The organism is Corynebacterium sp. HMSC077G07, assembly GCF_001809225.1.
Classification (GTDB): domain Bacteria; phylum Actinomycetota; class Actinomycetes; order Mycobacteriales; family Mycobacteriaceae; genus Corynebacterium; species Corynebacterium jeikeium_D.
Genome location: NZ_KV796550.1, coordinates 109,650 through 110,107 on the forward strand (window position 1 = coordinate 109,650; position 458 = coordinate 110,107).

Annotated in this window: 1 CRISPR repeat array. The window is 59.2% G+C overall.

The annotated features are described in order from the left end of the window. Nucleotides 1-456: direct repeats of the CRISPR family, unit length 29 nt; unit sequence CTCTTCTCCGCACACGCGGAGGTATTTCC. Nucleotides 457-458 lie beyond the last annotated feature (2 nt).

Sequence of the window (458 nt, forward strand, 5' to 3'; positions counted from 1 at the left end):
CTCTTCTCCGCACACGCGGAGGTATTTCCGCTCATGCCGCAGCCGCTCCCACACCTCATCGCTCTTCTCCGCACACGCGGAGGTATTTCCGTGTTCACCCCGGGCGCTGACCTGCCGCCGGCCTCTTCTCCGCACACGCGGAGGTATTTCCAAGCGCATCAGGTTAATGAACAGGGCGAGCTTCTCTTCTCCGCACACGCGGAGGTATTTCCACAATCTGGCGGGCAAGGTTCGGCAACTGCTGCTCTTCTCCGCACACGCGGAGGTATTTCCAAACAAACCGGCGCAGTCGAACGCTCACTCCCCTCTTCTCCGCACACGCGGAGGTATTTCCGGAGTTGAAAATCTGGCCCATCTCACCCATCGCTCTTCTCCGCACACGCGGAGGTATTTCCAGCAATCCCAGAAGGACAAGCCGGACTCGTATCTCTTCTCCGCACACGCGGAGGTATTTCCAA